Genomic DNA, 25,228 nt, shown 5'->3' on the forward strand with positions numbered 1-25,228 from the left:
TCAGCGCGGTGGGGCCGGGAGTTCCAGCGTGACCGCCGGCTCGGCCTGCATGGACTCCGCCAGCACGGCGCGGCGCGGCTGCACCGACTGCAGCAGCAGGCCTTCGTCGACCCGGTTGCCCACGCGGTAGGGCTTGGCAGGCTTGCCGTCCACCACGATCAGCGCGGCGCCGTGCTGCGACCGGTCGGCGACGACGCCGACCAACTGGAACCGGCTGGCGGCACTGGGCTGGGGGCCGGATGCCTGGGCGGCCGCACCGCCGCCGCTCGCCCCCAGCAGCCGGGCGACGGCCACCGGATCGGCCGCTGCCGGCTGGCGCGATCCCGCCACCGGCACCGGGCCGGCGGCGCCCTGGCCGGACATCTTCAGGCCCCAGTAGGCGGCGCTCGCCGCGGCCGCGGCCCACACGAGGAAGGTCACGCCCTTCACTGTCCAGTTGGCCGCGCCGCTGCTCACCATGCGGCCATTATCATGGCAAGCGATTTGCCTCGGGACCCTCGATGACGACCCTGTTTCCCGCTTCGCGCCGCCTGCTGCAGCGCGGCTTCACCCTGATCGAACTGATGGTGGTGCTGGTCATCATCGGCGTGCTCGCCGCGCTGATCGTGCCCAACGTCCTGGACCGCGCCGACGACGCCCGCGTCACCGCCGCCCGCACCGACGTCAACAACCTGATGCAGGCGCTCAAGCTCTATCGGCTGGACAACCAGCGCTATCCCACGGCCGAACAGGGCCTGCAGGCGCTGGTCGCCAAGCCCACCGCCGGTCCGACGCCGCCGAACTGGAAGCCTTACCTCGAACGGCTGCCCAACGACCCCTGGGGCCGGCCCTACCAGTACCTCAACCCTGGCATCAAGGCCGAGATCGACGTGATGTCCTACGGCGCCGACGGCCAGCCGGGCGGCGAGGGCAAGGATGCGGACATCGGCTCCTGGCAGTAAGGCCGGCCACCACCCCGCCGGCGTGCCGCGTGCGGCCGGCTTCACCTTGATCGAACTGCTGGTCGTGGTGGCCATCATCGCGGCCGCCACGGCCGGCGTTAGCCTGGCCTTCCGCGACAACTCGGGCGCCCAGCTCGAACGCGAAGCCCGGCGCCTGTCGGCGCTGTTCGAGTCGGCGCGCGCCCAGTCGCGCAGCAGCGGCCGCCCGGTCGTGTGGCACGCGACGCCGGACGGCTTCCGTTTCGAGGGATTGCCCGAGGGCACGCTGCCCGCACAGTGGTTGGAGACCGGCACCGTCGTCCAGGACGGCACCCGGGTGGTGCTCGGGCCCGAGCCCATCATCGGCCGGCAGGAGGTGGTCATCGCCTCGTCGGCCGCGCCGGGGCGCAGCCTGCGGATCGCCACCGACGGCGTGCGCCCCTTCGCCATACGCGAACAGGACTCGCCATGAGCGCGCGGCGCGGGGCGGGCTTCACGCTGATCGAGGTGCTGGTGGCCCTCGGCATCGTGGCCATCGCGCTGGTGGCCGGGCTGCACGCGACGGCCGCGCTCACCTCCACCGCCATGCGCCAGTCCAGCGTGCTGCTGGCCCAGCTCTGCGCCGAGAACGAACTGGTGGCCGTACGCCTTTCGCGCCAGATGCCCGGCGTGGGTACCCGGCGCGCCGCGTGCCGGCAGGGCAACGTCGATTTCGAGGTGGCGGTCACCGTGGCGCCGACCCCCAACCCGAACTTCCTGCGGGTGGACGCGCAGGTATTCGAGGCCGCATCCCCGGTGCTGCGGCTGTCCACCGTGGTCGGGAGGTACTGAGGTGCGCAGCGCCCGTCGCAGCCGCGGCTTCACGCTGGTGGAGCTGCTGGTGGCGCTGTTCGCGCTGGCCCTGATCGCCATGCTGAGCTGGCGCGGCCTGGACGGCATGGTGCGGGCGCAGCAGCAGACCGAGGCCCGCGCGGACGAAGTGCACTCGCTGCAGGTCGGCCTGGCCCAGTGGCGCACCGACCTCGACGCGCTCGTGCAGTTGCCGCAGCTCACGGCGCTGGACTGGAACGGCCGCGTGCTGCGGCTGACCCGCCATTCGTCCACGGCGCAGGCCGAGGGCGTGGTGGTCGTCGGCTGGAGCCGGCTGGCCGAGGGGGGCGCCAGCCGCTGGATGCGCTGGCAGTCGCCGCCCCTGACGACCCGCGGCCAGGTCGAGCAGGCCTGGGCCCGCGCCGACGCCTGGGCGCAGCAGCAGTCCGGCGGCGACAACGGCAGCGCCGTCGGCATCACCGGCCTGCAGGACTGGCAAATCTTCTTCTTCCGGGGCAATGCCTGGACCAACCCCCTGTCCAGCGACGCCATCCAGGAGCAGGCCGCGGTCCAGCGCCGGACCGGGCCGGGCGGTGTTCCCCAGGCCGCGCAACTGCCCGACGGGGTGCGCATCGTCCTGACGCTCTCGGGCGGACAGGCGATCACGGGCGACCTGGTCCACGACTGGGTGCGGCCGACCGTCGGCGGAGGCAAGTCCTCGTGAAGCGGACGGCCCAGCGCGGCGCCGCCATCCTGACGGCCATGCTCACCGTGACGCTGGTGGCCAGCTTCGCGGCCGCCGCCCTGTGGCAGCAATGGCGCAACGTGGAGGTCGAAGCGGCCACGCGGGCGCGGCTGCAGGCGGCCTGGATATTGACCGGCGCCCTGGACTGGTCGCGGCTGATCCTGCGGGAGGACGCGCGGGCCGGCGGCGCCGACCACCTGGCGGAGCCCTGGGCGGTGCCGCTGCAGGAGGCACGGCTGTCGACCTTCCTCGCGGCCGACAGCAGCGGCAGCGGCGAGGCCCTGACCGATGGCGACAACGTGTTCCTGTCCGGCCAGATCACCGACCAGCAGGCGCTGCTCAACCTCAACAACCTGGTCGAGGCCGGTCGCATCTCGGAGCCTGGCATGCGCAGCTTCCAGCGCCTGTTCGAGCTGCTGGGCCTCCCGCCTGCCGAGCTCAGCCGGCTGGCCGAGAACCTGCGCTTCGCCTCCGACATCAGCACCGACAACCGCTCCGCCCTGCAGGCACCGCTGATGCCGCAGGAGGTGGAGCAACTGGCCTGGCTGGGAGTATCCGACGCGACCGTGAGGGCGCTCGCGCCCTATGTGACGCTGCTTCCCGCCCGCACGCCGGTCAACCTGAATACCGCGGCGCCCGAGGTCATCTTTGCGGCAGTGCCCGGCATCACCCTCGCCGAGGCCCAGGAACTGGTGGCGCGCCGTTCGCTGTCGCCCTTCCGCGGGATTGCCGACGTGTCCCGGTTGATGCCCCAGCACGCCGGCAGCCTCACCGAGGGGACGGTGGGCGTGTCCTCGCGCTTCTTCGAAGTGCGCGGCCGCCTGCGCATGGACGCGCTGCTGGTGGAAGAGCGTTCGCTGGTGCAGCGACAGGGACTGGACGTGCGCACCCTCAAGCGCGAGCGTGGCGTGCTGGATTCGCCGCCCGCACCGGGCCTGCCGGACGCCTCGCGCTGAAGCACCAGGGGAGCAGCCGCAGAGTTGCTGCGCTCCCTACAATCGTCTACTCCCATGAGCTCGCTCTACGTCCTGCTTCCGGCATCGCCTGTCACGGCGCAGACCGAGCTCGCATACGTGCTGTCGCCGGACGGCCGCGGCATTGCCCGCCACGGCGTCGCGCAGGCCTCGCTGCTGCCGCCGGCCAGCGGCGCCGGCAGCGAAGTGGTGCTGCTTGCCCCCGCCACCGCGCTGTCGTGGCACCGAGTCGAACTGCCCAAGGGCGCGGGCACCCGTTCACCGCGGCTGCGCGCGGTGCTGGAAGGCGTGCTCGAGGAGCGCCTGCTGGACGAACCCGAGAACCTCCACTTCGCACTGGAACCGGCGCCGGTCGCCGGCGCGCCCTCCTGGGTCGCGGTGTGCGATCGCGCCTGGCTGCGCCAGGCACTGCAGGTGTTCGAATCCATCCAGCGGCCGGCCACGCGCGTGGTGCCCGAGTTCGCGCCCGAAGGCGAGACGGCGCTGTACGCCCTGGGCGAGCCCGAGAATGCGCGCCTCGTCTGCGCCGGCGCCGACGGCGTTTTCCTGCTGCCGCTGGCGGCCACGTCGCTGGCGCTGCTGCCCTCGTTGCCCGAGTCCGCGCCCCTGGTGTCCGAACCGGCGGTGGCGGCACAGGCCGAGCAGTTGCTGCAGCACACGCCGCAGCTGCAGCAGCCGGCCGAGCGCTGGCTGGCGGCGGCGCGCAGCCGCTGGGACCTGGCGCAGCTGGAGTTCGCCAGTACCGGCCGCACCCGCACCTTCAAGAAACTCTCCGCCGCCTGGGCCGAGCTGGGACGCGCACCGCAATGGCGACCGGCGCGATGGGGCGCCGCGCTGCTGGTGGCCGTGCAGCTGGTCGGCCTGAACGCCTGGGCGTGGAAGGAGCGCGCCGCGCTGGCCGACAAGCGCGATACCGCCCGCTCCATCCTCACCCAGACCTTTCCGCACGTGCGCGCGGTGGTCGACGCTCCGGTACAGATGGAACGAGAGGTCGCGGCACTGCGACAGCTCACCGGCGCCCCTTCCGCGCGCAACCTCGAATCGCTGCTGGGAGCCGTGGCTTCGGCGGCCCCGGCCGGCCGCGTGGCCACCGGCCTGGACTACAACGGCAGCGAACTGCGGCTCCGCGGCGTGGCCGCGAACGAAGCCGAAGCGCGGCCCCTCATGGAGAGCCTGCGCGGCCGTGGTTACGTCGCCGCCTGGCAGGGCGATGCGCTGGTGGTGCGACCGGAGGCGCAGCCATGAAGCTGCCCGCGCAGTGGCGTGCCGTGTGGGAGCCGCTGGCTCCGCGCGAGAAGCTGCTGATCGCCGGCGCCGCGACGCTGCTCGTGCTGGCGCTCGTCTGGGGGCTCGCGGTCGCGCCGGCCCTGTCGGTCGCGCGCTCGTCGGCGGCACAGCACCGCGAAGTCGACGCGCAGCTGGCCCACATGCGCACGCTGCAGCAGCAGGCCCAGGCGCTCAAGGCCCAGCCCAAGCAGGGCTACGACGAATCGCTGCGCCTGCTGGAATCCTCGGTGCGCGAGCGGCTGGGCACGACGGCGCGCATGGTGGTGGCCGGCGACCGCGTCACGCTGACACTCACGGGTACCCCGGCCGACGCGCTCGCCGCCTGGCTGTCACAGGCCCGGGTCAACGCCCGGGCCATTCCCAACGAGGCGCGCCTGACCCGCACCGCCGCCGGGGGCTGGGACGGCACCCTGGTGCTGGCCCTGCCTCCGCGCTGAGAGAGGGCGGGCACGGGTGGCACGCAACCGACTGGCTTCCGCCCCCGCAGCGCCTTGGCGCTGGGCCGGCGGCGGCCTGTTGCTCGGCCTCGTGTTCGCGCTGCTGCTGTTCGCGCCGGCACAGTGGCTCGCGGCGCGGGTGGCCGGTGCCACCGGCGGCCAGGTGTTGCTGCAGGACGCCCGCGGCACGATCTGGAACGGCTCGGCGCGGATGGTGCTCACCGGCGGGCCGGGCAGCAGCGATGCCGCCGCCCTGCCCTCGCGCCTGCAATGGCGGCTGCGCCCCGCCGCGACCGGTGCCCACGTGGTGCTGACCACTGAATGCTGCACGCCCGAGCCGCTGGCACTGGACTGGCGCTTCGGCTGGAACGCCCGCACGCTGCGGGTGGCCGACGGCCGCTCGCAGTGGCCCGCCTCGCTGCTCACCGGACTGGGAACGCCCTGGAACACGCTGCAACTGGAAGGCCAGCTGGACCTGCGGACCGAATCGCTGCTGCTGCAATGGGCCGAAGGCCGGCTGTCCGTGGCCGGCCAGGCGGTCCTGACGGCCGAGCGCGTCGCCTCGCGCCTGACCACGCTGCGGCCCATGGGCAGCTATAAGCTGGCGCTGACCGGGGGCGACGTGCCCGCGCTGCGGCTGTCGACGCTGGACGGGCCGCTGCGCCTGTCGGGCAACGGCCAGTGGGTCGCCTCGAAGCTGCGCTTCACCGGCGAGGCCAGCGCCGAACCCGAACGCGAAGCGGCCCTGTCCAACCTGCTGAACATCATCGGCCGGCGCGACGGCGCCCGTTCCATCATCACCCTAGGCTGACCATCATGAACCTCCACCGAGCCCTGGCCACCCTTGCCGCCTTCGTGATGCTGGCCGCTGGCGGCGCTGCCGTGCATGCACAGCGCGCCCGCGAACCGGTGACGCTGAACTTCGTGAACGCCGAGATCGACGCCGTGGCACGCACCATGGCCGCGATCACCGGGCGCAACATCGTGGTGGATCCGCGGGTCAAGGGCACGATGTCACTGTCCACCGAGCGGCCGGTGCCGCCGCAGACGGCGTTCAACCAGTTCGTGTCCACCCTGCGCCTGTCGGGCTATACGGTGGTGGAGTCGGGCGGGCTGCTCAAGGTGGTGCCGGAGGCCGACGCCAAGCTGCAGGCCGGCACGGTCTCCATCGGCTCGCCCCCGGGCGGCGCCCAGATCGTCACCCAGATCTTCCGGCTGAACCACGAGACGGCGAACAACCTGGTGCCCATCCTGCGACCGCTGATCAGCCCCAACAACACGATCAACGTGAACCCCGGCAACAACTCGCTGGTGATCACCGACTACGCGGACAACCTGCAGCGCATCGGCCGCATCGTCTCGGCGCTGGATATCCCGAATGCCACCGGCGTCGAGGTCATCACGCTGCAGCACGCGCTGGCGCCCGACCTGGCCCCGGTGGTGCAGCGGCTGGTCGACAGCGGCGGCGCCGGCCCGGTGCCGGCCGCGGCGCAAGGCCAGGCCGACACCTCCTTCCGCACCACCGTCATCCCGGAGGTGCGCAGCAACAGCCTGATCGTGCGCGCGGCCAATCCGGCGCGCATGAACCTGGTGCGCAGCATCATCGAGCGGCTGGACCAGCCCGGCTCCCAGAGTCCCGGCGGCAACATCCACGTGGTCTACCTGAAGAATGCCGAAGCGGTCCGGCTGGCCACCACGCTGCGGGCGGCCCTGGCCGGCACGGCGACCGGCGGCCAGGCGGCCACGGGCGGCACCACGCCGGTGTCCATGGTCAGCGGGTCCGCATCCGCGACCACCGCGGCGGGCACCACGGCCGGGACGAATCCGGCCACCGCCGCCGCCCAGCCCCTGGCCGAGCCCTCCACCGGCGGCCAGATCCAGGCCGACCCCGCCACCAACTCGCTGATCATCACTGCGTCCGAGCCACAGTACCGGCAACTGCGCGCGGTCATCGAGCAGCTCGACTCCCGCCGCGCCCAGGTCTACGTCGAAAGCCTGATCGCCGAGGTGAATGCCGACAAGGCGGCCGAGTTCGGCATCCAGTGGCAGAACGCGTTCGGCAACCGCGGCGACAAGAACATCGGCCTGCTGGGCACCAACTTCGGCACTGGCGGGGCCAACATCATCAACCTGCAGCTCGGTGCCGCCACCGGCAACCTGAGCGCGCCCTCCACCGGCATCAACCTGGGCGTGCTGCGCAACATCGGCGGCACCTACGTGCTGGGCGCGCTGGCGCGCTTCCTGGAGACCAACGCCGACGCCAACATCCTGTCCACGCCCAACCTGCTGACCCTGGACAACGAGGAGGCCCGCATCGTGATCGGCCAGAACGTGCCGTTCGTGACCGGGCAGTTCACCAACACCGGCGCCACCAACGGCTCGGTCAACCCGTTCCAGACCATCGAGCGCAAGGACGTGGGCCTCACGCTGCGCGTGCGGCCGCAGATCAGCGAGAACGGCACCGTCAAGCTGCAGATCTTCCAGGAGACCTCCAGCGTGCAGCCGGCCTCGATCAACTCGCCCACCGGCCTGATCACCAACAAGCGCTCGATCGAGTCCAACGTACTGGTGGACGACGGTGCCATCGTGGTGCTGGGCGGCCTGCTGCAGGACGAGTACGCGGGCAACCAGGAAAAGGTGCCCGGCCTGGGCGACGTGCCGGTGGTCGGCAACCTGTTCCGCAGCGAGACGCGCTCGCGCCGCAAGACCAACCTGATGGTGTTCCTGCGCCCGGTGGTGGTGCGCGACGCCGCCCAGTCCGACGAACTCTCGCTGGACCGCTACGACCTCATGCGACTGAAGCAGGAGGCCGCGCAGCCCAAGCCCAGCATCGTGGTGCCGGTCAACGCCGGTCCGGTGCTGCCGGTGCCGGCCGCGCGCGTGCCTGCGGCCGCGCCCGCCAGCTTCGGCCCCGCCGATGCCGTTCCGCCCGGCACGCCGGTGCCGGTGGCGCCTGCACCGGCACCGGCGCCGCTCGCCCCAGCCCCTGAACCTGCCACCGCTCCGGCCCGCTGATGCCCTCCCGCTACCCGCTGCCCTACAGCTTCGCCCGCGCGCAGCAGCTGCTGCTGGAGGACGACGGCCAGGCGCTGACCCTGTGGCACGGCGCCGCCCCGGCGCCCGGCGCCTGGAGCGAAGTGATGCGCAAGTACCCGGTGCGCGCGCTGCAGCAGCTGGACCCGACCGCGCTGGCCCAGCGCATCACAGCCGCCTACGCACAGGGCGAGTCGAGCGCGGCCACGGTGGTCAGCGAAGTGCAGAACGACGCCGACCTCTCGCGCATGATGCAGGAGCTGCCGGCAGTGGAGGACCTGCTGGAGACCAGCGACGACGCGCCCATCATCCGCATGCTCAATGCGCTGCTGACGCAGGCGGCGCGCGACGGCGCCAGCGACATCCACATCGAGCCCTACGAGCGCCACTCGTCGGTGCGCTTCCGGGTCGACGGCACGCTGCGCGAGGTAGTGCAGCCCAATCGCGCGCTGCACGCGGCGCTGATCTCGCGCCTGAAGATCATGGCCGACCTGGACATCGCCGAGAAGCGGCTGCCGCAGGACGGTCGCATCTCGCTGCGCATCGGCACCCGCGCGGTGGACGTTCGCGTGTCCACCCTGCCCAGCGCGCACGGCGAGCGCGCCGTGCTGCGCCTGCTGGACAAGAGCGAGAGCAAGCTCAGCCTCGAGTCGGTGGGCATGACCGGCGACACGCTGCAGCGCTTCCTGGGCCTGATCGGCCAGCCGCACGGCATCATCCTGGTGACCGGCCCCACTGGATCGGGCAAGACCACCACCCTCTATGCGGCGCTGTCGCGGCTGGACGCGGCCAGCAGCAACATCATGACGGTGGAGGACCCGATCGAGTACGAGCTGCCGGGCATCGGGCAGACCCAGGTCAACGCCAAGATCGACCTCGACTTCGCCAAGGCGCTGCGGGCCATCCTGCGCCAGGACCCGGACGTGATCATGATCGGCGAGATCCGCGACTACGAGACCGCGCAGATCGCGATCCAGGCTTCGCTCACCGGCCACCTGGTGCTGGCCACGCTGCACACCAACGACGCGCCCAGCGCGGTGACGCGGCTGACCGACATGGGCGTGGAACCCTTCCTGCTCAGTTCCTCGCTGCTGGGCGTGCTGGCGCAGCGGCTGGTACGCAAGCTGTGCCCGCACTGCCAGGGCCGCGGCTGCGGCGAGTGCGGGCAGAGCGGCTACCAGGGCCGCACCGGCGTGTTCGAGCTGATGCTGGCCGACGATGCGATCCGGGCCCTGATCCACAACCGGGCGCCGGAAGCGCAGATCCGCGAGGCGGCGATGGCCGCCGGCATGACGCAGATGCGGGAGGACGGCGAGCGGCTGGTGCGCGAGGGCATCACCTCGCCGGAAGAAGTGCTGCGCGTCACCCGCGACTGAGGGCCCTCACCCGCGATTGAGTTCGCTGTCGCTCTCGCCCGGCGAGGGCTTGACGGCATCCTCCGGCGCGGCCGTGGGATCCTCGACGACGTCGGCCGCCATGACGCGCGGGTGTTCCGGCAAGGGCGGACGGCGCGCGACCTCGGACTGGTCCAGCGAGCCCGCGGCCGGTTTTTCCCGGGCCTGCGGGATCCGCTGCTCGGCGGGTGCGCGCTCCATGTCGCGCGGGTCTGGGGTGGTGTCGGCGGGCATGGCGTCCTCCTGTTCATGGTCTCCGCCTTCATGCTGGACGGGGCGGCGCCCGCGGGCATCGGCCCTGGGCCCGCATTCCTGTCAGCACAGGCCGACAGTGGCTCGGCCAGGCGCATCAATGCGCCTCGCACCTTGCATCAATGCGGTCGGGCCCAGGCCGTATGCTGTGCGGCGATGTCCCGCATCTCTCCCGCCCACGCGCTGCTCGCGCTCGCCGTCGTCGCGGTCTGGGGCACCAACTTCGTCGTGATCCGCGAGGCGCTGGATGCGCTGCCGCCGCTGCTGCTGGCCACGCTGCGCTTCTCGCTGGCCCTGGTGCCGGCCTTCCTCTTCCTGCCTCGACCGCGGGTGGCGCTGTCCAACCTGGCCGGCTACGGGCTGCTGATCGGCGCCGGCCAGTTCGGGCTGCTCTACATCGCCATGAACGGCCACATCTCGCCCGGGCTGGCTTCGCTGGTGGTGCAGACCCAGGTGTTCTTCACCATCGGGCTGGCCATGTGGCTGACCGGCGAGCGGCTGCAGACATTCCAGCTCGTGGCCGTGCTCGTGTCGGCGGCCGGGCTGGCCGTGGTGGGCTGGCACACGGATGCGAGCACCACGGTCGGCGGCCTGCTGCTGGTGCTGGGCGCGGCCGCCACCTGGGCCGGCGGCAACATCCTGACCAAGCGCGCCGGCAGCATCAACATGGTGGCCTACGTGGTCTGGTCGTCCGCGTTCGCGGTGCCGGTGCTGTTCCTGCTGTCGCTGGCCCTGGAAGGCTGGGATGCCATGGTGGCCGGGGTGCGGCAGGCCACGCCGGGCGTGTGGGTGGCCGTGGCCTGGCAGTCCTGGGCCAATTCGCTGTTCGGCTATGCCGCCTGGAACTGGCTGCTCTCGCGCTACCCGGCGGCCACCGTGACGCCGCTGGCGCTGCTGATCCCGGTGTTCGGCATGGGCGCTTCCGCGATCTGGCTGGGCGAGCCGCTCCCGGCCTGGAAGCTGGTCGCGGCCGCGCTGGTGATCGGCGGGCTGGCGATCAACCTGTGGTGGCCGCGTTCGGCCGCGGCGGCTGCCCCGGCGGCTGGCGATCCCGTTCGCTGAAGCAGAGCCCGGTCCCGGACCCGCGCCTTCAGCCGATCCCGTCGGTGCCCGGTTCCGGCGCCCGCATCTCGAGCCGGCCGAAGTCGTGGGCCCCCGCAGCCGGCGGGGGAAAGCCAACGCGGGCCGTGATGTCGCGGCCGGCCAGCACGCGCAGCGTCAGCCCGTTCGCCCATACCGCCTGCTGCAGCAGCAGCAACTCGAGCCCGTCGTCCAGCCGGCGGCGCCGTGGCAGGCCCGAAGCGGCCGGCGGTGGGGCCGTCCGCTCGATGCTGGCCGTCAGCACCGGCCCGCCGGCGCCCCGGCCCGGCACCGTCTGCAGGGTGAGTTCGCGGCCGTGCACCAGCAGCCAGCCCAGCAGGCACTCGACCACGGTGTAGGCAACCGCTGGATCGATGAACGCCTCGGCCGGCTGCAGGTCCAGTTCGGACACCGGTCCGCCGGAGCCGGAGGGGATGCCGAGGTCGGCCAGCACCGCGAGCACCAGGTCGGCCAGGTCGATGCGCTCGCGGAACTGGCGCACGCGGCCGCTGGCCAGGCGCGCGATCTGCTGGGCGCGCCGGGTCGTGCGCTGCACGCGCTCACAGGCGGCGCGCAGCGCCTGGAGCGCCTCCCCGCCCTGGAGCGCCTGGAGGTCGCAGGCCTGGATCGCGCGCAGGAGTTCGGACTGTTCGTCCGCCAGCACGGACACGAGCAGGGGCCAGCGATCGCCCATGCTCCACGGCCCACCGGGCCCCGGCGCGCCGGCATCCGCCCAGCGGCGCCGCCGTGCCGCCCGAACCTGCTCCATGCCAGCCTCCCGCTGCGACTCAGCCTGCCACGGTCTCAGGATCCCGGGCACCCGGAAGTAGGCGGGCGCTAGCGCCGTCCGTAGGCGTTCTTCAATGCTCCCGCTCCGGCCTGTTCGGGCGCGCACGCGCGACTACCGCAACCCGGCCCCGGGTGCCAGCGGCGCCCGGAATATCCCGAATGCCCCGAATGCCCGCGCTTGGAGGGGTGGCTCTTAGAAGATGAATGTTTGACGAATCTTAAAATGCACCCCCGAGGAAACCCGTATATGCCCACTCCCGATCTCTGCACCGAGGAAGAGGTGCACCGCCTGGTCCACGGCTTCTACGCCCAGGTCCGGCAGGACCCCGAACTCGGGCCCGTGTTCGACGCCCACATCCGCGACTGGGACCCGCACCTGGCCAGGATGGTCGATTTCTGGTCCTCGGCGCTGCGCGGCACCGCGCGCTTCCGCGGCACCCCCATGCCCAAGCACGTGGCGCTACCCGACCTGAACGAAGGCCTGTTCCAGCGCTGGCTGGCGCTGTTCGGCAGCACCACCGCCGCGCTGGGCAACCCGGCCATGAAGGCGCGCGCCGATCTGCTCGCGCACCGGATTGCCGACAGCCTGTGGTACGGCTGGCGGATCAGCCGCGGCATGGACGTGGCCGAGGGGCTCGCGTGATGGACAGCGCCGTCATCAGCCTGCTCGGGGCCTTCCTGCTGTCCATCATCGGACTGTTCGTCTTCATCTGGTCGCTGCGCAAGGGCCTGCTGGTGGAGAACCCGACGGCCGCGTCGGTGATCTTTGCGCGCGGCGAGGTCGGCCGGGTGGACGACCCGGCGCTGCGCGAGGAAGGCCAGCGCGAACTGCAACAGGCGGCCCATCCGGAGCCGCTGCCGCACACCGATCCCACCGACCTGCAGGCGCGGGTGGTGGCCGACCAGTCGACCGCCTTCCCGGTCTTCATGTTCGCGGCCTTCGCCTGCTTCTGGCTGCTGCTGGGCTCCATGGCGGGCCTGACCGCATCGATCAAGCTGCACGCACCCGACTGGCTGGTGCAGCAGCCCTGGCTCACCTTCGGCCGCATCCGCACCGTCCACCTGCAGGCCGTGCTGTACGGCTGGATCACCAATGCCGCCATCGGCATGATCCTGTGGCTGCTGCCGCGCCTGCTGCGCACCCACCTGCACGGCGCAGTCTGGACCCTGCTGGGCGGCGCGCTGATCAACACCGGCATCGCCGCCGGCGTCGGCGCCATCGCCGCCGGCTGGAGCGACGGCATGGAGTACCTGGAGATCCCCTGGCAGGTCGGCCTGTTCATCGTGGCCGGCTTCGTGATGATCATCCTGCCGGTGCTCTACACGCTGGTGAACCGCAAGACCGAGCACCTGTACGTCAGCGCCTGGTACATGGTGGCCGGCCTGCTGTGGATCACGTTGCTGTACCTGGTGGCCAAGCTGCCGGGCGTGCACACCGGCGTGCAGCAGGCGACCATGAACTGGTGGTTCGGCCACAACGTGCTGGGCCTGTGGTTCACGCCGGTCAGCGTGGGCGCGATCTACTACTTCCTGCCCAAGATCATCGGCCGGCCGGTGCGCTCGTACAACCTGTCGATCCTGGGCTTCTGGACGCTGGCCTTCTTCTACGGCCAGGTCGGCGGCCACCACCTGATCGGCGGCCCGGTGCCGGGCTGGCTGATCACGCTGTCCATCGTGCAGAGCCTGATGATGGTGATCCCGGTGATCGCCTTCACCATCAACATGGGCCTGACGCTGCAGGGACGCATGCACCTGGGGCGCTGGTCGCCGACGCTGCGCTTCATGATGTTCGGCGGGCTGATGTACATGGCGTCCTCGCTGCAGGGCTCGATGGAGGCGCTGCGCAGCGTCAACGCGGTCGCCCACTTCACCCACTACACCGTCGGCCACGCGCACCTGGGCGCCTACGGCTTCGTCAGCATGGTGCTGTTCGGCGCGATCTACTTCATGATGCCGCGCGTGCTGAACTGGGAGTGGCCGTTCCCGAAGCTGATCACGGTGCACTTCTGGTTGTCGGCCATCGGCATCGGCATCTACTTCACGTCGCTGACCATCGGCGGCTGGATGCAGGGCACCGCCATGCTGGATCCGGCGCGCGCCTTCATGGAGTCGGTGACCCTCACCATCCCCTACCTGCAGTGGCGATCCATCGGCGGCGGCCTGCTGGTGCTGTCGCACCTGGTCTTCGTCGGCCACTTCATGGCGATGGCGCTGCGCTTCGGCCCGATGCGCACCGGCGCCGCGCTGTTCGGCGCCCGCCACCACCTGGAACCCGTGTATGGAAAATGAAGTCAAGCTCGCCGCCGGCGCGATGGTGGCCCTGGGCGTCGCCACAGCGGCCCTGGTGGTGCTGCCCTACGTGCAGGCGCGCGACATCACCCCGCCGCCCAAGCTCAAGCCCTATACCGACGCGCAGTTGCGCGGCCGCGAGGTCTACATCGCGAACGGCTGCGTCTACTGCCACAGCCAGCAGCCGCGCGACCGCTCGCTGGCACCCGACTTCGAGCGCGGCTGGGGCCGCGCCTCGGTGCCGGGCGACTACGTCTACGACAAGCCGCACCTGCTGGGCAGCATGCGCACCGGCCCCGACCTGTTCAACATCGGCGCCCGCCAGCCCAGCAAGGACTGGCACCTGGGCCACCTGTACCAGCCGCGCGCGTACGTGAAGGACTCCATCATGCCGGCCTACCCCTACCTGTTCCGCATCAAGGACGAGGAGGAGGCCAAGCGCGAGGGCGACCAGCCGATCACGCTGCCGCCCGGCTACGGACCGCAGGTCGGCCAGGTGGTGGTGCCCACGCCCGAGGCGCTGGACCTGGTGAAGTACATGCAGGGCCTGGACCACACCTACCCGGTGCTGCCCGCCCCGGCCAAGACGGCCGGGCGCTGAAATCGAAGGAGGCATCGCATGGCGACCCAAGCCCCCCCGCCCACCCCGGCGCAGCTGCGCGAAGAAGCCGAACCCACCGAGCGCAGCCAGCCGATCCCCCTGATCGTGGCCGGCATCACGCTGGCCATGGTGCTGGCCGGTGCCGGCTACATCCTGTTCTCGGAGCCGTTCGGTGCGCCCGCGCTGGGCGACCAGCGCACCGTGGCCGACCTGTCGGGCCCGCCCGTCGGTGCCGCCGTCGACGGCAAGCAGGTCTACACGGCCAACTGCGTGGCCTGCCACCAGGCCACCGGCGCCGGACTGCCCAACGTGTTCCCGCCGCTGGACGGATCCGAATGGGTCACCGGCGAGCCGCGCGTGCTGGCCAACATCCTGCTGCACGGCGTGACCGGCGAACTGACGGTCAAGGGCGCGACCTACAAGGGCGCCATGCCGTCCTTCGCACAGCTCGGCGATGCGGAGCTGGCCGCCGTGGCCAGCTACGTGCGGGCCAGCTGGTCGAACAAGGCCGAGCCGGTCGACGCCGAGCTGGTGGCTGCTGAGCGCAAGGCGGTGGTGCGCGACAAGCCGTTCAACGGCGACGCCGAGCTGAAGACGCTGGCCGCCGGCGGCAACTGATCGTCGAGGCAGCGCCATGCGGCTCGCGCACATGACCGACTACGCCGTGCGCCTGCTGATCTACGTGGCGCAGCATCCCGAACGGCGCTGCCACATCGCCGAGGTCGCCGCCGCCTACCAGATCTCCGAGACGCACCTGATGAAGATCACCCACCAGCTCGCGCTGGCCGGATGGCTGGAGACCACGCGCGGCAAGGGCGGCGGCATCCGGCTGGCCCGTCCGCCGGAGCAGATCCGGCTGGGCGACGTGGTGCGGACCATGGAGCCCGACTTCTTCATCGTCGAGTGCTTCTCGACCGGGAACACCTGCTCGCTCACGGGCCATTGCCAGCTCACCGGCATCATGGATGGCGCGCTGCACCGGTTCATGGATCACCTGGACTCGCACACGCTGGCCGACGTGCTGCCGCCGGAACCGGGCGCGCCCCGGCCCGTCCTCCTGCACCCGCCCGTGAAGGCCGGAGCCGCCTGATGCTGCGCACCGCCATCGCCTGCGCCATGCTGGCGCTGGGCGCCGGCTGGGGCGCCAGCTGGCTCACGCACGGCTTCCAGGTCTGGACCGCCGAAGGCGCCCGGCGGCTGGAGGTGGTGCAGCAGCCCATCGCGGCGCCGGCCATGGCGATCGAAGGACCGCAGGTCGCCGAGCGCGACCTGCGCCAGCTGCTGGCGGGCAACGGCCACGTCACCATCGTCGACTTCGTCTACACCCACTGCGAGAGCCTGTGCCTGGCGCTGGGCAACACCTTCCAGCAGATGCAGGCGGCGCTGCTGGCCGAGCCGGATGACGCCGGCGTGCGCCTGCTGTCCATCACTTTCGATCCCCGGCGCGACACGGTGGAGCGCCTGCGCTGGTACGCGACGACGCTCATGAAGGCCGATCCTGCGCTGTGGCGCTTCGTGCGCGTGCCGGACGCATCGGACATGCAGCGCCTGCTGGACCTGTTCCAGGTGGTGGTGGTGCCGGACGGCCGGGGCGACTTCCAGCACAACGGCGCGCTGCTGGTGGTCGATGCGCAAGGCCGGCTGGTGCGCATCTTCGACCTGGCGGAGCAGCAGATGGCGCTGGACTACGCGCGGTACCTGGCCGCGCAGGGGCAGCTGTGATGGCGCGTCGCAGGCTTCAGCGGCCATGGCCGCAACTCGCGGCGATCGGCCTGCTGGCCGTGCTCGCGAGCCCGCCCCTGCGCGGGCTGCTGGAAGCGAGCATGAGCCTGCACATGCTGCTGCAGTTTCCGCTGCTCGTGCTGGCGGGCCATGTGCTGGCCGGCGGGCTGCAGCCGTCCGTTGCAGAGAAGTTGCAGCGCTGGAACGCGCACGGCCTGACCGGCCTGCTGGCGGCGGCCCTGCTGCTGTCGCTGCTGATGATCCCGCGCCTGCTGGACCTGGCGCTGGTGGACCTGCGCTTCGAGGTCGCCAAGTGGCTGGCGTTGCTGGCCACCGGCGCGGCATTGCGCCTGTCGTGGAACAGGGCGGGCCTGCTGGGGCAGTTCTTCTTCCTGGGGAACATGCTGCCGATGACGGCGATGGCGGGCTCGCTCTTCATCGACTCGCCGCTGCGCGTCTGCAACGCCTACCTGCTGGACGACCAGATCCGCGTCGGCCAGGGACTGATCGTGGCCTGCGTCGTCGTGGCCACCGCGTGGCTGGTCATGGCCACGCGCGTTCTGGCCCGGCAGGCCGAGCCGCAGATGCCTGCGTCAGCCGCCGAATAGCCAGATCGCCAGCAGCAGGACCCCGGCAATGCCGGCGGCCAGCGGCTCCGAATCCAGCAGCAGCGGCGTGAAACGCGCCCAGAACCGGTTCATGGTGCGTACGGGAGAGTCCTGCTGCATTGTGCGCGTCGCTGCCGGGTCCGGCCAGCACCTCCCTGCGTGCAACGTGGTGAGCAAAGGAAAGCCGGGTTAGCAAGGGCGGCATCGGGAGCCGGAGCCACTCGACGGTGGCACGCCGCCCTCCGGCTCAGAACTGCTCCGGCAGGTCCACGATCGTCGCCCGCGCCTTCTCCGCGTCGAACTGCAGGTAGACCAGGGCCAACTCGGCTGGTGGCGCCACGAGCGCACTCGCGATCCGTCCCGCGTCGAGGGCCTGCGCACGCTCCGCCCCGGGATCGTCGGTGCATGCGGCAGTCGCCACGATGAACGAAGACAGTGCCAGCCAGCAAGGAACGTGTTCGGCCATGGTGCAGCTCCGGCAAGGAGAAAACGGGCCGCAGGTGTAGGCGCGCCGCGGGCCATGCGCAAGCTGCGCCGCGCGCATTGGTGTGCATCTGTACGAGAGTCCTGCCAACCTGCGCGGGCGTGCCCCGCATGCTGCCTGGCTGGCGCCACGTTCGACGTCTCCGCACCCTGCGGCGCTCAGCGCCATTCGGCATTGCCTGCGGATTTTTGTTGCGGCGCTCGGCCATCGCCGTGCAGCGACGAAGGCGCGCCGGAGACCCCGGTGCGTTCCGTCTGAAATCGCCACCGATCACCGAAACCCATCGATGGCACGCGCACTTGCCCATGAGTTCTCACTGCTGGGTTGTGCGTCCGCTCCATGCGACGAATCGCTGATGGAGATCAAACAACCGGCTCGAAAGCGGCCTGCCATGAGCCCACCGCGATCGACGAATTGCTTAGCCTGATTCACGCGCCGGGATGGACAGGCAGGTCCTCCGGCACCAGGGCGTCACCTTCCACCTTTTCATGGAGATGCACATGCCTCCTGTCGAACTCGAGACCCTCGCCGCCACGCTCGGCAAGTTCGCCTTCCCCCGGAAATTCGCCGTCGAGATCTGCGCCGAATGCAACCTCGCCTGCTCGATGTGCCATCACCCGTCCATGAAGCGGGCCAAGGGCACCATGCCCTTCGAGCTGTGGCGCAAGTGCGCCGACGAGATCGCGGCCGTCTCGCCCCGGACCGAATGCTGGTTCTCGTTCTGCGGCGAGCCCCTGCTGGAGCCGGAACTGCTGCTCAGGTGCCTGGACTACGGCCGGTCGGTGGGCCTGGAGTCGCTGAACATCAACACCAACGGCATGTTGCTCACGCCCGATCTCGACGATGCCGTCCTCGGTTCGGGCGCCCACCTCATCGTCTTCGGCGTCGACGGCTTCTCCAAGGCCTCGTTCGAGAAGTACCGGGTCAAGGCCGACCGCGACGTCGTCTATCGCAACGTGGAGCGCCTGCTGGCCCGGCGCGACGCGACCGGCTCCAAGCTGGCCATCCAGGTGCAGTTCATCACCATGGAAGACAACGCCCACGAGGTCGATGCCTACAAGGCCCACTGGCTGGCGCGCAATGCGGTCGTGAAGGTACGGCGCCAGCTCAGCTGGGGCGGCCAGTTCGAGACCGGCCTGGGCATCTCCAACGACGAGCGCATTCCCTGCCCTTGGGCCGTGACCATGATGCACGTGTTCTGGGACGGCCGGGTGCCGCGCTGCCCCGGCGACACCGAATGCGAGGAAGGTGCCGGCAACGCGTGGGACGACAGCCTCGCCAACCTGTGGGCCCGACTCGGCCGCTATCGAGAGCTGCACCTGGAGCGCCGGTTCGGCGAGCTGCCGGAACGCTGCCACAAGTGCACCGACTGGATGACCGGCGCCGCCGAACGGGTGCGGCCGGAAGCCGCAGTGGTCCCGGTCGAACCCACCTGGCAAGGGCTGAATGCGGTGGAAGCCCGATGAGAACGCTCTACCTGTGCGGCGTGGGCAACGGCGAGGGCATCCGGCTGGCTCTTCAGGTCAACCGCGCGACCGAACGCTGGCGTCGCATCGTGCTGCTCGACGACGACACCGGCCAGCACGGCAGCATGCGCCTGGACCTGCCGGTGGCCGGCTCGTTCGAGTTGCTGCGCGCAGCCGATCCGGGGCTGGACGAAGTCGTGAACCTGGTCACCCGCACCACTGCGGGCCGCGCCCGCGCGCGCGAACGAATCGCCGGCTTCGGCATCCCCTTCGCGTCGCTGGTGCACCCCGGCGTGGACCTGATCGGCGTGCAGCTCGCCAGCGAGACCTGCCTCTACGAGCACGCGACCGTAGGCGCCGGCGCTTCGTTGGGACGGTCGAGCGTGGTACTGCTGGGTGCCGTGGTCGGCCATGGCTGCCGGGTCGGCCAAGGCTGCGTGGTGGCACCGAATGCGGTCATCAACGCCCGCGTGGTGCTGGAAGACGGCGTCTACGTGGGCTCGAACGCCAGCATCCTCCCCGACCTGCGCATCGGCGCCGGCGCCACCATTGCCGCCAACACGCTGGTGGTCGCCGACGTGCCGGCCGGCGCGACGGTGCTCGGCGTGCCGGGCACGGTGGTGCAGGCGTCCAGGCCGGACACGATGGCCGAAGCCGTCCAGGTGCCCGTGGGCGGCACGCCCCTGGCGGCAGCCGGCCCGATCGGGAACAGCACGACGCTCGAGTCGACCATTGCCGCAGCCATGCGCGAGGTGCTGTCGCTCACCGAGGTACCGCGCGGCAGCAACTTCTTCGACCTGGGCGGCACCTCGCTCAAGGCGATCCAGCTGAGCCGCCGGCTCGGCGAGCGCTGCGGGGTCGCGGCCGAGGCGCTGGACGTGTTCCGCTACCCGACGGTCGCCGCGCTGGCCGCGCACTATGGTGGCGGCGGAAGCAACACGGCCCTGGGTCAGGCCCGGCAGCGGGCAGCGATGCGGCGCTGGCGGTAAGGGAGCGACTTCCAGCGCGATGCCGCGCTGCTTATCGCTGATTTCCACAGGTATCGGCCCCGTCCGATCGCAATCCGTTACGGCCCGCGTTCGATGCTGAGTCGTTCTGCGGCGGACCTTGCGGAGAATGGCACGCTGGACGCCCGGGCCATGCGTGTACACGCCATCACCACTGCCGGCCTTCTTGTGCTGGGCCTTCTCTCTTCGGCACATGCCGGAGACCGCGTCTGCGACGGAACGATCGGCGCCGACGCGATCGACGGTGACGTGGTCGTTCGCAAGGGTCGCGCCTGCCGCCTCCAGGGCACCCGCGTGGACGGAAACGTGAAGGTCGGATCCGGCGCTCGGCTGGTGGCGAGCGGTGTCAGCGTGGAAGGGAATGTCCAGGCCGAGAACGCCGGAAGCGTCGCCGTCACCGCCAATTCCGAGATCGGCGGCAACCTCCAGGCGAAGCAAGGGGGCGCGGTCCAGGTGCAGGCGACGCGGGTGGACGGCGACATCCAGCTGTTCGACAACCGCGGGAAACTCCATGTGCGCAACAACACGGTCGGCGGCAACCTGCAGTGCAAGTCGAACCGGCTGGCGCCCACGGGCGGCGGCAACCGCGTGGAGGGGAACAAGGAGGACCAGTGCGCGCGGCTGTAGCGCGCGGGCCCGGCGGTCCACCGAGCGTCGAACCGAACCTTTTATGAGTCGTCCGCGCAACGCTGGCGCAGCTCGAACCGGGCTTGGAGACTTTAGTCCGTCAACCAGGAACCGACGATCTGGGCAAGCGTGATCGCCCCAGAGGCTCGCCCCGGCGCGGTCAGTCCGAAGCGATTCTGGTTCAAGCACTCGCCACCAGGTGGAGGGAACTGCTGCATTCCTCTATGCCGAACTTCGCAGACTAGTCATCCCCGCTAGCTGCTACAGCTTGCCGGCCGTCCACAACTCTTCAAACCGGCGTTTGGCCTTGATGTGGTGATTCGCGCAGTCTACGAACGCTTGCCCTTCTGCGTTCTCACAAAAGGCCGGCTTTCGGTAGTACCTGTTCCAAGCCTCATCGTTGGCAAGTTGGAGCTCTTGCGCGTGCCGGATTGCCGCTTCATGCGCGCGCTGTTTCGCGGCTTCTTCGGCTCTACGTGCAGCTTCCCGCTGTATGGCTGCCTCCTTGGCTCGCTCCAGCCGCTCCTGCTGACGCGCGGTCTGCAGATTCATATCCCGGACGATGTTCGACGTCGTCTTGGTGAACTCGCCCAGCGCATGATTGATCATGGCAAGCCGGACGAAGTAGCCGATGACGCTAGCGACCAAAATCCCAGTGGCGACGCCAACTGCGATCTTCCAGACATCCAGTTCTGGCTTTCGCCTCTCCTCCAACCAAGCCGGCCGCGAATCACTTTGCATTGCTCCCCCTCCGTTCTTTCCGCAATGCTAGCGCTGCCACCTTAGCCGTGAGGCCACAAAGCGTCGCGTTCATAACGACTCTGCGTGACGAGCGAAGCTCCCAAGTTGAAGCCGCATAGGATCGAACTCCTGCGCACACGATGTATGCCTTACCCAACCGGCATACCGAGACGGGAAAAGGATCGTCTGGGTCATCGCCTTTAGCAAGTGCGGACCACACGGCAGGTGCATTTGCCGACGCACCCTGGAGCGACTGCGGCAAACCGTGACCCGAATCGCTCTCGCAGCGCTTTCTCCATCACGCAGGACGCGAGGATAGAAGGTACCGCCTAAAGCGCACGGTGGGCCTGTGCCAAGTGGCACGAGCTCTCGGTGCAACGAGGCGGCTGGTGGCCACACGACATGAGCCAGACCGTGATTGGGCGAGCGCCCATCGGCTATCTCATGAAGTACCTCTCCAAGACCGGCCCGTTACAGGCATTCCCGAAAGGAGCTCGCATCCATGGCTACGGCGGACTCACCGGGTGTTCGGTCACATGCCGATTGGATGCGATCTTGCCCATGCATATCCGGTAGTACATGGACATCCGCGGTCAAGTGGCCAACGTCCGCGCGAACCGGGAGAAGGCGCTTTTCTCTCACATCTTCACAAGGCTCGCGAATGGGGCTATACGGCCGCTCAGAATCCCTGCCAAGGGGTTAAGGGCTTCCGGGAATCCGGTCGCGACCGCTACGTAACTGACGAGGAATTCGCCAGGGTCAAGGCTCACGCGCATCCTACGGTGGCGGACGCCATGGACCTCGCCCTTATCACGGGTCAAAGGCGCGCCGACGTCCTCAAGCTGAAACGCACTGACCTCAGGGATGGCGCGCTCTGGGTAGTGCAGAATAAGATGAGGGCGCGCATCGGCATGGAGGTAACTGGCGAATTGGCCGCCACGCTCGAACGGATCAACGCACGCCCGCGCCGCGCGATCAGCGCGTTTCTTATTCAGGACGAAGATGGCCAACCGCTGACGCAGGGCGCACTAAGGTCAAGGTTCGATAAGGCCCGGCAGGCAGCAGGCGTTAGCTTCCAGTTTCGCGACCTACGGGCGAAAGCGGCAACGGATACCGGTGACTTGGCGCACTCGCAGAAGCTGCTGGCACATCGGAACCGTGATATGACTGAGCACTATGTACGGACGCGCATTGGTGAGCGCGTTAAACCTCTCCGATAGGTCACACTGGGAGCGCTAAGAGCCTGTCCCGCAACTTCGCTCCAACGGCCTTGTGATGCGTGGACTTCTCGATGGCCTTTATGGCATCTTCCACCGTCCCTGGGTCTGTCGTGTGGTTGTACGCACCCTTCGGTACAGCCTCGATAGCTCCGACGATATCAGCCATCATCGCTAAACCGTCATCCAAGTAAAGGTGGTACTTCTCTTCGTGAGCAAGCTCGAGATACTTTGTCGCACAGCGCATTGCAGAACCGAAATAGCCCGCCTTCTTCGCTTCTTCAAACTCGCGCTCCACATGCGCTATTTGCAGATCAATCACCCGCTGTTCGAGATCCTCGATCTTCGAGTTCAGCGATGCCTTGATTACCTTCGACTTCTCCGCAACGAGGGGGTCCAGACCCTTCTTCATCGCGCCGATCTCCACCTCGATCCGCCCTACCAGTTCGCCTTCGAGCTTTTTCACTTCCCCCGATAAATCCTTCGCCAGAGCATCCCTGTCGTTCTCAAATGAGCGCTTGCTTGAGAACCAGGAATAGCCGACCAGTAGCACCGTAACGCCACCGATGACTCCAAGTGCGCCCCACACCGTGGAAAGGATGCGGTCATTGAAAGAACGGATTTCGGCGTTTTGCGCTCGCAGGATCTCAACCTGCAGCCCTAGATCCTGGGTCCCCTTAGGCTCTAACGCAGACGGCGGAGTCCTGGCCGGAGTGGTCTGCGCACTGACGATGGTGAGGCTAAAGAACAACAGCCAAGCGATTGTCGCAATCCTGCTGAAGTGCCCGACCGGCATATGCGCGCCCCCGAGTTGTAGAAAACTGTCGCGGATTGTAGAAACGCCCCAGAACCCGTATCGGGCGCTGGGGCGCATGAAGACTGGTGGCCTGGGGCGGAATCGAACCACCGACACGCGGATTTTCAATCCGCTGCTCTACCAACTGAGCTACCGGGCCGTGAGCCGGCGATTATAGCCTAGCCCCCGGAGCGCTTTCCGCGGGAGAGGTCCACGCCGAGCTGCTTGAGCTTGCGGTACAGGTGGGTGCGTTCCAGACCGGTCTTCTCGGCCACGCGGGTCATGGAGCCGCCTTCCTTGGCCAGGTGGAACTCGAAGTAGCTTTTCTCGAACTCGTCGCGCGCGTCGCGCAGCGGCTTGTCCAGCTCAAAGGTCTGGCGCGCCTGCGGGCCCATCTCGACCGGGGCCGGCAGGGTCTGGCCGCCGGTCATGGCGGCTTCCACCGTCAGTTCGACCAGCGAGGCCGACGGCGGCGACACGTAGCCGGGGCCCGGTTTGGGGCGCAGCGCCGGGCCGCCGTTGCTGCCCGTCTCGCGCGACAGCGCCGCTTCCACCGCCTTGAGCAGCTTCTGCAGCGTGATCGGCTTTTCCAGGAAGGATTGGGCGCCGATCTTGGTGGCCTCGACCGCGGTCTCGATGGTGGCGTGGCCGCTCATCATGATCACGGGCATGGTCAGCTGCCCGGTGCTCGACCACTCCTTGAGCAGGGTGACGCCGTCGGTGTCCGGCATCCAGATGTCCAGCAGCACCAGGTCGGGCCGGGCGGCGGCGCGGGCGGAGCGCGCCTGCGCCGCGTTCTGCGCCAGCTCCACCGTGTGGCCTTCGTCGTTCAGGATCTCCGACAGCAGGTCCCGGATCCCCAGTTCGTCGTCGACCACCAATATGTTTGCCATGTTGCTTTCTAGCGCAGCGCCTCAAGAAGTGTTGTCACGCTGCAACTGTGAATGATAGCGAGACTTGGGCCCCCACGACCGCGCCGTCCTCCACCCGGTTCTTCACATCGATTCGGGCGCCGTGTTCGTCGGCGATCTTCTTGACCACCGCCAGGCCCAGGCCAGTGCCCTTGTCCTTGGTCGTGACGTAGGGCTCGAACGCGCGCTTGAGGATGTATTCGGGGAAGCCGGCGCCGCTGTCCTGCACCACCAGCCTGACGCGCCGGTTGGCGGCGTTCCACTGCGTGCGCACCAGCACGTCCCGGTGCGCCGCCCCTTCGGTGGCGTCCTGCGCGTTCTGCAGCAGGTTGTGGATCACCTGGCGCAGCTGCTGCGCGTCGCCCAGGATGGGTGGGCAGGCCGGGTCCAGCTCGGCGCGCACCGGCACGTGGGCGCCCACACCGGCTTCGCCCTCCCGCACGTACAGGTGCAGCACGTCGCCCAGCAGCCCGTTCAGGTCCAGCGGCTTGAGCTCGGCGGCCGGCAGGCGCGCGTAGTCGCGGAACTCGTTGACCAGCCGCTTCATCGCGTCGACCTGGTCGACGATGGTCTGCACCGACTTGTGCAGCACGGCCCGCTCCGGCTCGCCCACCTTGTTGCCCAGCTTGTGCGCCAGCCGCTCGGCCGACAGCTGGATCGGCGTCAGCGGGTTCTTGATCTCGTGGGCCAGCCGGCGCGCCACCTCGCCCCAGGCCTGCGCGCGCTGCGCCGACACGATCTCGGAAATGTCGTCGAACACCAGCAGCCGCGCCGAGTGGTCCGGCACGTCCGAAGGCATCTCGGCGCCGCGCGCCACCAGCGTGATGGCATTGCCCTGCGAGGGCGACACCGCGGAGGCGGGGTTCAGCTCGAACGACTGCTGCCAGTGGTCCAGGCCGTGCTGGCGGCGCTCGTTGATGAAGTCGTCGAACTGCGCCTGCACCGCGGCGCCGAAGGCCTCCAGGCCCTCCACCTGCGCCAGCGGCCGGCCCTCGTGCGCGGCCAGCGGCACGCGCAGGATGCGGGCGGCGCCGGGGT

The 25,228-nt window shown here is 69.6% G+C and carries 30 protein-coding genes and 1 tRNA gene; 22 read left to right on the forward strand and 9 right to left on the reverse strand.

The window, feature by feature from the left end; all coding sequences use genetic code 11:
* Positions 1–459 (reverse strand): type II secretion system protein N, encoded by a 459-nt coding sequence (locus tag VEC03_RS12170; RefSeq protein ID WP_324915539.1) that lies wholly within the window; start codon positions 457–459, stop codon positions 1–3.
* Between the two features lie 41 nt (positions 460–500).
* On the opposite strand from VEC03_RS12170, the gene gspG reads away from it, so the two are divergent.
* From gspG to VEC03_RS12220, 10 genes are read left to right on the forward strand one after another with little or no spacing between them, the layout of a single operon-like run.
* A complete protein-coding gene (gspG, locus tag VEC03_RS12175) occupies positions 501–941 on the forward strand; it encodes a type II secretion system major pseudopilin GspG (RefSeq protein WP_324915541.1) in 441 nt (146 codons plus the stop codon).
* Positions 916–1,392, forward strand: coding sequence for a prepilin-type N-terminal cleavage/methylation domain-containing protein (locus VEC03_RS12180; protein ID WP_324915543.1), 477 nt, complete (start codon positions 916–918; stop codon positions 1,390–1,392). The genes gspG and VEC03_RS12180 overlap by 26 nt, the downstream gene beginning before the upstream one ends.
* The gene (gene gspI / locus VEC03_RS12185; protein WP_324915544.1) at positions 1,389–1,751 is read left to right on the forward strand and encodes a type II secretion system minor pseudopilin GspI; all 363 of its coding nucleotides are present in this window, start codon (positions 1,389–1,391) and stop codon (positions 1,749–1,751) included. The genes VEC03_RS12180 and gspI overlap by 4 nt, the downstream gene beginning before the upstream one ends.
* A 1-nt stretch (position 1,752) precedes the next feature.
* Positions 1,753–2,454: a PulJ/GspJ family protein gene (locus VEC03_RS12190; RefSeq protein ID WP_324915546.1), complete on the forward strand. Its 702-nt coding sequence runs from the start codon at positions 1,753–1,755 to the stop codon at positions 2,452–2,454.
* Entirely contained in the window at positions 2,451–3,431 is a 981-nt protein-coding gene (gene gspK, locus VEC03_RS12195; RefSeq protein ID WP_324915548.1) for a type II secretion system minor pseudopilin GspK, read from the forward strand. The genes VEC03_RS12190 and gspK overlap by 4 nt, the downstream gene beginning before the upstream one ends.
* A 54-nt stretch (positions 3,432–3,485) precedes the next feature.
* Positions 3,486–4,694, forward strand: a complete 1,209-nt coding sequence (gspL, locus tag VEC03_RS12200; protein WP_324915550.1) for a type II secretion system protein GspL — start codon at positions 3,486–3,488, stop codon at positions 4,692–4,694.
* Positions 4,691–5,173 (forward strand): type II secretion system protein GspM, encoded by a 483-nt coding sequence (gspM, locus tag VEC03_RS12205; RefSeq protein WP_324915551.1) that lies wholly within the window; start codon positions 4,691–4,693, stop codon positions 5,171–5,173. Before gspL ends, gspM begins: the two co-directional genes overlap by 4 nt.
* A 16-nt stretch (positions 5,174–5,189) precedes the next feature.
* Positions 5,190–5,984, forward strand: coding sequence for a type II secretion system protein N (gene gspN, locus VEC03_RS12210; RefSeq protein ID WP_324915553.1), 795 nt, complete (start codon positions 5,190–5,192; stop codon positions 5,982–5,984).
* A 5-nt stretch (positions 5,985–5,989) separates the two neighbouring features.
* Positions 5,990–8,188: a type II secretion system secretin GspD gene (gspD, locus tag VEC03_RS12215; protein WP_414708489.1), complete on the forward strand. Its 2,199-nt coding sequence runs from the start codon at positions 5,990–5,992 to the stop codon at positions 8,186–8,188.
* Positions 8,188–9,582, forward strand: a complete 1,395-nt coding sequence (locus VEC03_RS12220) for a GspE/PulE family protein (protein ID WP_324915555.1) — start codon at positions 8,188–8,190, stop codon at positions 9,580–9,582. Before gspD ends, VEC03_RS12220 begins: the two co-directional genes overlap by 1 nt.
* Before the next feature lie 6 nt (positions 9,583–9,588).
* Here VEC03_RS12220 and VEC03_RS12225 read toward each other — a convergent pair whose 3' ends face one another.
* Positions 9,589–9,834: a hypothetical protein gene (locus tag VEC03_RS12225; protein ID WP_324915557.1), complete on the reverse strand. Its 246-nt coding sequence runs from the start codon at positions 9,832–9,834 to the stop codon at positions 9,589–9,591.
* Positions 9,835–10,008: 174 nt separating this feature from the next.
* On the opposite strand from VEC03_RS12225, the gene VEC03_RS12230 reads away from it, so the two are divergent.
* Positions 10,009–10,914, forward strand: coding sequence for an EamA family transporter (locus tag VEC03_RS12230; protein WP_414708490.1), 906 nt, complete (start codon positions 10,009–10,011; stop codon positions 10,912–10,914).
* Between the two features lie 28 nt (positions 10,915–10,942).
* Here VEC03_RS12230 and VEC03_RS12235 read toward each other — a convergent pair whose 3' ends face one another.
* On the reverse strand, positions 10,943–11,701 hold the full coding sequence (locus VEC03_RS12235; RefSeq protein ID WP_324915559.1) for a hypothetical protein: 759 nt from the start codon (positions 11,699–11,701) through the stop codon (positions 10,943–10,945).
* A 267-nt stretch (positions 11,702–11,968) separates the two neighbouring features.
* On the opposite strand from VEC03_RS12235, the gene VEC03_RS12240 reads away from it, so the two are divergent.
* The 7 genes from VEC03_RS12240 to VEC03_RS12270 are packed head-to-tail and all read left to right on the forward strand — an operon-like array spanning position 11,969 to position 16,941.
* Positions 11,969–12,364, forward strand: a complete 396-nt coding sequence (locus VEC03_RS12240; RefSeq protein ID WP_324915561.1) for a group III truncated hemoglobin — start codon at positions 11,969–11,971, stop codon at positions 12,362–12,364.
* Positions 12,364–14,010, forward strand: a complete 1,647-nt coding sequence (locus VEC03_RS12245) for a cbb3-type cytochrome c oxidase subunit I (protein ID WP_324915562.1) — start codon at positions 12,364–12,366, stop codon at positions 14,008–14,010. Before VEC03_RS12240 ends, VEC03_RS12245 begins: the two co-directional genes overlap by 1 nt.
* The gene (locus VEC03_RS12250; protein WP_324915564.1) at positions 14,000–14,611 is read left to right on the forward strand and encodes a cbb3-type cytochrome c oxidase subunit II; all 612 of its coding nucleotides are present in this window, start codon (positions 14,000–14,002) and stop codon (positions 14,609–14,611) included. The genes VEC03_RS12245 and VEC03_RS12250 overlap by 11 nt, the downstream gene beginning before the upstream one ends.
* 18 nt (positions 14,612–14,629) lie before the next feature.
* The gene (locus VEC03_RS12255; protein WP_324915566.1) at positions 14,630–15,229 is read left to right on the forward strand and encodes a cytochrome c; all 600 of its coding nucleotides are present in this window, start codon (positions 14,630–14,632) and stop codon (positions 15,227–15,229) included.
* 16 nt (positions 15,230–15,245) lie between these two features.
* Positions 15,246–15,701 (forward strand): Rrf2 family transcriptional regulator, encoded by a 456-nt coding sequence (locus VEC03_RS12260; RefSeq protein ID WP_324915568.1) that lies wholly within the window; start codon positions 15,246–15,248, stop codon positions 15,699–15,701.
* Positions 15,701–16,333, forward strand: a complete 633-nt coding sequence (locus tag VEC03_RS12265) for an SCO family protein (protein WP_324915570.1) — start codon at positions 15,701–15,703, stop codon at positions 16,331–16,333. The genes VEC03_RS12260 and VEC03_RS12265 overlap by 1 nt, the downstream gene beginning before the upstream one ends.
* Positions 16,333–16,941 (forward strand): hypothetical protein, encoded by a 609-nt coding sequence (locus VEC03_RS12270; RefSeq protein WP_324915572.1) that lies wholly within the window; start codon positions 16,333–16,335, stop codon positions 16,939–16,941. The genes VEC03_RS12265 and VEC03_RS12270 overlap by 1 nt, the downstream gene beginning before the upstream one ends.
* Positions 16,942–17,188: 247 nt before the next feature.
* Here the strand turns inward: VEC03_RS12270 and VEC03_RS12275 are convergent, their stop codons facing one another.
* On the reverse strand, positions 17,189–17,407 hold the full coding sequence (locus tag VEC03_RS12275) for a hypothetical protein (protein WP_324915574.1): 219 nt from the start codon (positions 17,405–17,407) through the stop codon (positions 17,189–17,191).
* A 518-nt stretch (positions 17,408–17,925) separates the two neighbouring features.
* On the opposite strand from VEC03_RS12275, the gene VEC03_RS12280 reads away from it, so the two are divergent.
* The 3 genes from VEC03_RS12280 to VEC03_RS12290 all read left to right on the forward strand — a co-directional run bounded on the left by VEC03_RS12280 (position 17,926) and on the right by VEC03_RS12290 (position 20,525).
* Entirely contained in the window at positions 17,926–18,891 is a 966-nt protein-coding gene (locus tag VEC03_RS12280) for a radical SAM/SPASM domain-containing protein (RefSeq protein WP_324915575.1), read from the forward strand.
* Positions 18,888–19,880 (forward strand): phosphopantetheine-binding protein, encoded by a 993-nt coding sequence (locus VEC03_RS12285; protein ID WP_324915577.1) that lies wholly within the window; start codon positions 18,888–18,890, stop codon positions 19,878–19,880. Before VEC03_RS12280 ends, VEC03_RS12285 begins: the two co-directional genes overlap by 4 nt.
* A 93-nt stretch (positions 19,881–19,973) precedes the next feature.
* Positions 19,974–20,525, forward strand: coding sequence for a hypothetical protein (locus VEC03_RS12290; protein WP_324915579.1), 552 nt, complete (start codon positions 19,974–19,976; stop codon positions 20,523–20,525).
* A gap of 261 nt (positions 20,526–20,786) precedes the next feature.
* Here the strand turns inward: VEC03_RS12290 and VEC03_RS12295 are convergent, their stop codons facing one another.
* Positions 20,787–21,266 carry a hypothetical protein gene (locus tag VEC03_RS12295; RefSeq protein ID WP_324915581.1) on the reverse strand — a complete coding sequence of 160 codons (480 nt, stop codon included), beginning with the start codon at positions 21,264–21,266 and terminating at the stop codon, positions 20,787–20,789.
* A 794-nt stretch (positions 21,267–22,060) separates the two neighbouring features.
* Between VEC03_RS12295 and VEC03_RS12300 the strand changes: the two genes are divergently transcribed.
* Complete coding sequence (locus tag VEC03_RS12300) at positions 22,061–22,486, forward strand: tyrosine-type recombinase/integrase (protein WP_324915583.1); 426 nt, start codon at positions 22,061–22,063, stop codon at positions 22,484–22,486.
* 1 nt (position 22,487) lies between these two features.
* Here VEC03_RS12300 and VEC03_RS12305 read toward each other — a convergent pair whose 3' ends face one another.
* The 4 genes from VEC03_RS12305 to VEC03_RS12320 all read right to left on the reverse strand — a co-directional run.
* On the reverse strand, positions 22,488–23,357 hold the full coding sequence (locus VEC03_RS12305; RefSeq protein ID WP_324915585.1) for a hypothetical protein: 870 nt from the start codon (positions 23,355–23,357) through the stop codon (positions 22,488–22,490).
* A 6-nt stretch (positions 23,358–23,363) separates the two neighbouring features.
* A tRNA-Phe gene (locus tag VEC03_RS12310) sits at positions 23,364–23,439 on the reverse strand.
* Positions 23,440–23,458: 19 nt separating this feature from the next.
* Positions 23,459–24,172, reverse strand: coding sequence for a response regulator (locus tag VEC03_RS12315; protein WP_324915587.1), 714 nt, complete (start codon positions 24,170–24,172; stop codon positions 23,459–23,461).
* 34 nt (positions 24,173–24,206) lie between these two features.
* Positions 24,207–25,228, reverse strand: a 1,022-nt coding sequence (locus tag VEC03_RS12320) for a sensor histidine kinase (protein ID WP_324915589.1), incomplete at its 5' end; no start/stop codon positions are given.

It is taken from the genome of Ramlibacter sp. (genome assembly GCF_035627355.1).
GTDB lineage: Bacteria > Pseudomonadota > Gammaproteobacteria > Burkholderiales > Burkholderiaceae_C > Ramlibacter.